The 7,058-nt window shown below is 40.0% G+C and carries 7 protein-coding genes; 6 read left to right on the plus strand and 1 reads right to left on the minus strand.

Features of this window, described 5'->3' with window-relative positions; genetic code table 11:
* Window positions 1-55 precede the first annotated feature (55 nt).
* The 4 genes from ACEYX7_RS09990 (at window position 56) to dcd (ending at window position 3,010) form a co-directional block, all read left to right on the plus strand.
* Window positions 56-376, plus strand: coding sequence for a DUF898 family protein (locus ACEYX7_RS09990; RefSeq protein WP_374805310.1), 321 nt, complete (start codon window positions 56-58; stop codon window positions 374-376).
* Between the two features lie 161 nt (window positions 377-537).
* Complete coding sequence (locus ACEYX7_RS09995) at window positions 538-1,560, plus strand: M48 family metallopeptidase (protein WP_374807110.1); 1,023 nt, start codon at window positions 538-540, stop codon at window positions 1,558-1,560.
* Window positions 1,561-1,679: 119 nt separating this feature from the next.
* Window positions 1,680-2,366, plus strand: coding sequence for a ribulose-phosphate 3-epimerase (rpe, locus tag ACEYX7_RS10000; protein WP_374805302.1), 687 nt, complete (start codon window positions 1,680-1,682; stop codon window positions 2,364-2,366).
* A 74-nt stretch (window positions 2,367-2,440) separates the two neighbouring features.
* Window positions 2,441-3,010 carry a dCTP deaminase gene (dcd, locus tag ACEYX7_RS10005; RefSeq protein ID WP_374805304.1) on the plus strand — a complete coding sequence of 190 codons (570 nt, stop codon included), beginning with the start codon at window positions 2,441-2,443 and terminating at the stop codon, window positions 3,008-3,010.
* Window positions 3,011-3,073: 63 nt separating this feature from the next.
* On the opposite strand, the gene ACEYX7_RS10010 is transcribed toward dcd, so the two are convergent.
* Window positions 3,074-4,606 (minus strand): OmpA family protein, encoded by a 1,533-nt coding sequence (locus tag ACEYX7_RS10010; protein WP_374805305.1) that lies wholly within the window; start codon window positions 4,604-4,606, stop codon window positions 3,074-3,076.
* A 456-nt stretch (window positions 4,607-5,062) separates the two neighbouring features.
* Between ACEYX7_RS10010 and rimO the strand changes: the two genes are divergently transcribed.
* The gene (rimO, locus tag ACEYX7_RS10015) at window positions 5,063-6,394 is read left to right on the plus strand and encodes a 30S ribosomal protein S12 methylthiotransferase RimO (protein ID WP_374805307.1); all 1,332 of its coding nucleotides are present in this window, start codon (window positions 5,063-5,065) and stop codon (window positions 6,392-6,394) included.
* Between the two features lie 232 nt (window positions 6,395-6,626).
* Window positions 6,627-6,995, plus strand: coding sequence for a hypothetical protein (locus ACEYX7_RS10020; protein ID WP_374900522.1), 369 nt, complete (start codon window positions 6,627-6,629; stop codon window positions 6,993-6,995).
* Window positions 6,996-7,058: the final 63 nt, after the last annotated feature.

The following is a 7,058-nucleotide window of genomic DNA, read 5'->3' on the forward strand; positions in this document are numbered from 1 at the left end:
GAGAATGAAATTAGTGGCAGGATTTATAAATTGGCAAGTTAATCGCTAAATTTACATTTTCGAAAGAGGTCTATTATTTCAAGCCTTTATTTTTAAAGCGACTTGGAAAAAGGTCACCATCAGCAATAGTGAATTAACCACAGATATCAGTGTCTTACGATTCACTTGGATTGGTTTTAGTAATAATATTCTGCGTATTTTATCTTTGGGTTTACTACAGCCGTGGTGTGCAGTGCGTATGTATCGTTATAAACTTGAATCGTTGTCGGTGAATTTTTTGGATAATCCAGATACACTGCAAAATCAATTACAGAATGATCCAAATGCACTGGCTGAAGAAATTAGTGATATTTTTGATTTTGATATTTCTTTGTAAAAGTAACGCTATTTCTAACTTAAAAATTAACTTATTGATTTTATTAACCCCTCTTTGCGAAGTATACTTCTCATCCCCTTTAAGAAGGGGGAGTCAGAGGGGGTGTTGAGAATGGTGTAAAATTAAATGTCGTTTATATGGTTGAAAAGGGTAGATTCATCATGCAAAGATTAACAGTAAATTATTATGATGGGCGTTCTAATGTGCCTTTTTCAGCCCTGCTTATGCCCAGCAATGATGGGCTGGTTGTAGAATATAACGGACAACGTAAACATTATTTAAAAAAGCAATTGCATTTTATTGGTGGCGTGGCTCGGGTATTGCCAGCGATAGAATTGCCTGATGATGCACGAATAGAGTTTTTATCGCAAGATATTCCTGATTGGGTCAATGCTTTTCAACGCAAATTTTATCATCTGCCGAATCTGATAGAAAAGCGTTGGGCGTTTGTGTTTTTGGCATTTTGCTTTACCTTAGGTGTGATTTTTTCTGTGATCAAATGGGGCATGCCTGCGGTTGCTAAACAAGTGGCTTTTGCCTTACCTGAAGACAGTTTGGTGACGATTGGCGATCAAGCACAAGAGTTTATCATTCAACAAACTGGCGAAAGTGAGCTAGGCGTTTATCGTAGGCAAGGTATTATCGAGCTTTATCAAAAGCATGTACCGAATACGCCTAAGGTCAATATCATCTTTCGCAAAGGCGGTGAGATGGGTGCAAATGCTTTAGCGATTCCCAATAATAGTATTATCGTCACAGATGAACTGGTGAAATTGGCTGAAAATGACCAAGAAATTTTGGCAGTACTTGCCCATGAGCATGGGCATTTGGTCGAACGACACAGCCTGCAACAAGCATTGCGAGCGTTGGGCGTGAGTGCAATCTATGTGGCGATTACGGGTGATGCCAGTGATTTATTTGGCTCAATCCCTTTGGCATTGGTATCAGCACAATATTCACAAGAGTTTGAATTCCAAGCAGATCATCACGCAGCAGAAATTCTACAAAGCCAAAATATTCCTCCACAACATTTGGCGAATTTTTTATTGCGTTTAGAGCAAGATGTGACAGCAGATCAGACTAAGCCATCTGTACTAGAAGGAGCATTTGAGCGTGCGTTCGGGTCTCATCCTGAGACATTAAAACGTGTAGAAGCAATACAGCAATTCCAAGCCAATCCGTAGCCTGTGATACACACAGCTATTTCATCAAGGTATCTGCTTTGATTTGACCCCATCCAAATGTCGCAGTATCGATAAAATCTTGTTATACTAAGTTTTATTTGCTTGTGTTAGGTAGTGTTATGTCCAAACCGTATTTAATCGCGCCATCTATTCTTTCTGCTGACTTTGCTCGTTTAGGCGAAGATGTGGAAAAAGTACTCAATGCTGGTGCGGATGTGGTGCATTTTGATGTGATGGACAATCACTATGTACCTAATCTCACCTTTGGTGCTGGTGTATGTAAGGCACTCAAAAATTATGGGATTACTGCACCGATTGATGTGCATTTGATGGTATCGCCAGTAGATCGTATTATCGGTGATTTCTTGGAAGCAGGTGCAGATATTATCACTTTTCATCCAGAAGCATCACAGCATATTGACCGCTCGCTACAATTGATTAAGTCAGGCGGAGCAAAAGCAGGCTTGGTATTCAATCCAGCTACACCATTGCATTATTTGGATTATGTTTGGGATAAAGTGGATCAGGTGCTATTGATGAGCGTAAACCCTGGTTTTGGTGGACAAAAAATTATTCCAACCACTTTGGACAAATTACGCCAAGCTAGAGCGATGATTGATGCCACAGGTCGTGATATTCGTTTAGAAGTCGATGGTGGCGTAACATCACAAAATATCCGTGAGATTGCCGAAGCAGGAGCGGATATGTTTGTGGCGGGTTCGGCGATTTTTAGTAAGCCTGATTATCAAGCGGTGATTGATGAGATGCGTGCGGAATTGGCAAAAGTAGGCAGCCAAACGGCTTAATTCAATTCATTTATATTTTACCCTCCCCTAACCCCTCCCTGAGGTAGGGGAATGACATAAATAGGATAAAAGTAATGTCAATTAAATCTGATCGTTGGATTCGTGAAATGAGTGAGCAACATGGCATGATTGAGCCATTTGCAGCACAGCAAGTCCGTGTCAATGAACATGGTGAAAAGATTGTATCGTACGGCGTATCGAGCTATGGCTATGACGTACGTTGTGCAAGAGAATTTAAAGTTTTCACCAATGTGCATTCTGCGATTGTGGATCCGAAAAATTTTGATGAACGTAGTTTTATTGATATCGTTGGTGATGAATGTATTATTCCACCAAACTCATTCGCCTTGGCACGCACGGTAGAATATTTCCGTATTCCGCGTAATGTATTGACTGTATGCTTGGGTAAATCGACTTATGCACGTTGTGGGATTATCGTCAATGTCACGCCTTTAGAACCTGAATGGGAAGGGCATGTGACTTTAGAATTTTCCAATACTACCAACCTTCCAGCACGTATTTATGCAGGTGAAGGCGTAGCACAAATGCTATTCTTTGAAAGCGATGAAGTGTGTGAAACATCTTATAAAGATCGTGGTGGGAAATACCAAGGTCAGACGGGCGTAACGCTGCCAAAAGCATAATAGATAGTGATAAATAAAAAACAGGTCAGCAATACTGACCTGTTTTTTTTGGTGTAAAGATAATTATTGACTTGCTGATGCAGGAGCAGTAACTGCTACTGATGAGCCATCAAGAATATATACTTCTACACGACGACCTTCTTGGTCTTTACCAACCGCACCAACGGTTTCTTTTGGCTTAACCAATTCGATTTGTGTCGCAGGAACACCATTTTTCACTAAGAATGCTTTAACCGCTTCAGCACGTTTTTTAGATAATGCTTTGTTGGCAGCAGCATTACCTGTACTGTCTGTATAACCGCTTACACCCAACTTTTTACCTTGTTTTGCAGCAGCCAAGATAACTTCAGCTTTGTTCAATGCATCTGGTGCGACATCAGCTTTTGCTGTAGCAAAGTAGAAGTTTAAGCGACCATTTTCAAACATCACAGACGGCTCGGTCGAAGAAATCGTTGCTGTAGGTGCTGAGCTGACTGCATCGCTTGCTGCGACATTTGGTGCAGACATGTTGTCTAGCATTACATCATAATTTGGTGCTAAAACTTTGATACCTGCCATTAGTTTGTTGGCATCATCTGGATTTGGTGCAGAAACCATAATGTGATTGCCATCTAATTTAAACATTGCACTTGGAACTGATTTAACCAATGCCAAGATTTCTGGCAATTTATCCATAAATGGTAAATTTACATCATACGCAGGATCTACATTGACATTAAATGCTTGGGCAGCATTTGCACCAAAGACATTCGTGAAAGCTGCCATCAATTTGTCTTTCAGACCCACGTCACCAACATTTGCCATGGCACCTGCTAATAAATTGCCTTGGGCATCGGTAGCAAAGTTAAGCGTTGGTGCCATCAGACTGGTTACAGTGCTAGATGCCACAGCAGAAACCGCTGCAGGTGCATTAGTGGTATTGGTAGGTTGAGTGTTCTTGCACGATTTCATGAGAAACATTGCCAAACCACCAGCAACCAAAAACCCTGCGATCGGCAATAGCACTTTCATAAAACCACCAGTCTCTTCAGGTTGTGCTGTCGTGGTGCTGGTATTGTGATGCGGTGTCGCAGCTGAAACGGTTTGAGCTGTAGCTGTAGGTGTCGTCGCATGTGTAGTTGCATGTGTCGCAGCACTCACACCACCCAAACCTAATGCACCTAAGATACTCACAGGGATGAAACTATATGCCCATGTAGGAATAAAGTTTACCGTATCGCCTAAATGACTACTTAAATAAGTCGGCAATGCTGTAGAGCCGGCAAGTTTTAGGAGTTCATTGTAGGCTAAAGGTGCGGCACGTGTTGCCAAAGACTGCGTTTCTTGTTCAGTCAAACTATAATGTTTAGCCAACTCTTGCGTCATTTGGCTACGATGAGTAAGCTCTGGCAATAAGCGATCAAAGAAACTATGATCATCTGGATTAACAGGTGTATTGGCAAAACCACTGTACACATCACGGTCTGCAAGACGCGCGATGATGATTGCATAGATTTTTTCCAAAAGAGATGTACGATTGCCGTCTTGGTCTGTTGTATTGTTCAACACCACTGGGCTGACGGTGCGTGTGAGATGTTCGATAATATTGCTGTTCATTCAATTGTCCTCTGTTAGATTTCTCAAATGATTGAAAGGGAAGTAGGCAGTACAAAACAGCCATACTTTTGGTTACAAATTCATCATAGCACTATAATGATTATTTGAACAATATTTTAATCATATCTTTTATAAAAATATATTTGATGACAGTTTGATACATAATATCTATATGATTAGATTAAAAATAATGACAAAGCTATATTATTGTGTTGTTTATGCTATGTTATAGCGTATTTTTTGAAATGACATTTTCTATCTGTAGAATATTTAATTGTATTATTCAAAATTTTTTTGGGGTCTATAAATGTGTCGTAATACGCATATATCGAAAAAATAAAACCATTTGAAGCGAAGAAAAATCTATATCTGATATGCCATATCATACCAACTTCGATTAGATTTCAGCAAGATAAAACGCTATACTATGCTTAATCTTTTTATTGTGGTTATAACATGCGAACTCCAAAAGTGGGCTTTGTATCTTTAGGTTGTCCTAAAGCATTAGTAGACTCAGAACGAATCTTAACGCAACTCAAAACCGAGGGCTACGATGTCGCTCAGGATTATGCAGGTGCAGATTTGGTCGTGGTAAATACCTGTGGTTTTATCGAATCGGCAGTGCAAGAGTCACTCGATGCGATTGGTGAAGCCATCAATGAAAATGGTCGAGTGATTGTGACGGGTTGTTTGGGCAAAGACGAACAAAAAATCCGTGATATGCATCCAAATGTACTCAAAGTCACTGGGGCAGCGGCTTATCAAGATGTGATGGAAGCAGTACATGAATATGTGCCGCCACCGCCAAAGCACAATCCATTTGTTGACCTTGTGCCAGAGCAAGGCATTCGATTGACGCCAAAACATTATGCTTATCTGAAAATTTCCGAAGGCTGTAATCACCGTTGTACATTCTGTATTATCCCGAGCTTGCGTGGTGACTTAGTATCACGTCCGATTGGCAGTGTGATGCAAGAAGCTGCGGCATTAAAGCGTGCAGGCGTAAAAGAACTATTGGTGATTTCGCAAGATACCTCGGCTTATGGTGTGGATACCAAGTATAAGTTGGATTTTTGGGATGGTCAGCCACTGAAAACCAAGTTTTATGACTTATGTGAAGCTTTAGGTAAGCTTGGGATTTGGGTGCGTTTGCATTATGTTTATCCATATCCGCATGTTGATGATGCGGTAGATTTGATGGCACAAGGGAAAATTTTGCCTTATTTGGATATTCCATTCCAACATGCCAGTCCAAGTGTGTTAAAAGCCATGAAGCGTCCTGCACACAGTGAAAATACCCTTGAGCGTTTGCAAAAATGGCGTGAAAAATGCCCTGAATTGGTGATTCGCTCCACATTCGTTGTGGGTTTCCCAGGTGAAACGGAAGAAGATTTTGAATATTTATTGGATTGGCTCAAACAAGCACAGCTTGACCGAGTGGGTTGCTTTACTTATTCGCCAGTAGAAGGGGCGACCGCCAACGACTTACCAAATCCAGTACCTGAAGAAATCAAGCAAGAACGTTTTGAACGTTTTATGCAAGTGCAACAAGAAATTTCTGCACAAAAATTGCAAAAACGTGTTGGGCAAACCATGACCGTGTTGGTCGATGAAATCGATGCGGAAGAAGGTGTGGCAATTTGTCGTAGTTATGCTGATGCACCTGAAATTGATGGTAATGTCTTTGTTGATAGCATTGATGCGAGTGTGAAAGTCGGTGATTTATTGACAGTAGAAATTGACGAAGCCAATGAATATGATTTGTTTGCATCATTTCAAGCTAATTAATGGATAAAATCATTTATTTTCATTATCATTAACGCTATTATCAACTTAAAAAATTAAGATACTGATTTCATTAACCCCTCCCAACCTCCCCTTCAAAAGGGGAGGAGTTCTCCCCCTTATTAAGGGGGAGCTAGAGGGGGTGATAAGAATGGCGTAACTAACATCAGTTAATATCATGCTAAGCTTAATTAAGGTTAGGCTTAGCATAATCAATTTTAAAAGGAGATTTAAAATGAAAAATACTTATTTTTTTGCTCGATTATTATTATTGTCTATGGCGTTGATTACTCATAATATGGCATGGGCAAATACAATTAATTTAAACAACAAAAATAAACTTGGTTCGGATTATACCTCATTAAATCATTGTGAAAAAATACCAACCTCAGCGGCGGAGCTTTATACCGAAAAATGCCAAAGTTTGGACACAAATTATCAAGTGCGTAAGCCCAGTTATGAAAATCAAATTTGGCTGAATATCAGTTATCAACCTGATGAACAAATAGCATCAAAACAGGCTTTTTTTGAAAATCGTATCGGTTATCAATCAACATTATTGCCCATGAATTTGGGTGATAAATTAGGGTGTGTTGACAATTAACGCAAATTGATTATTGTTGCAGCCAGATAGATATTAGCAGCAAAAGATTCATCGGTTTTCTCA

The sequence above is a fragment of the Hubeiibacter jixunmingi genome, from assembly GCF_041928215.1.
Classification (GTDB): Bacteria; Pseudomonadota; Gammaproteobacteria; order Pseudomonadales; family Moraxellaceae; genus Acinetobacter.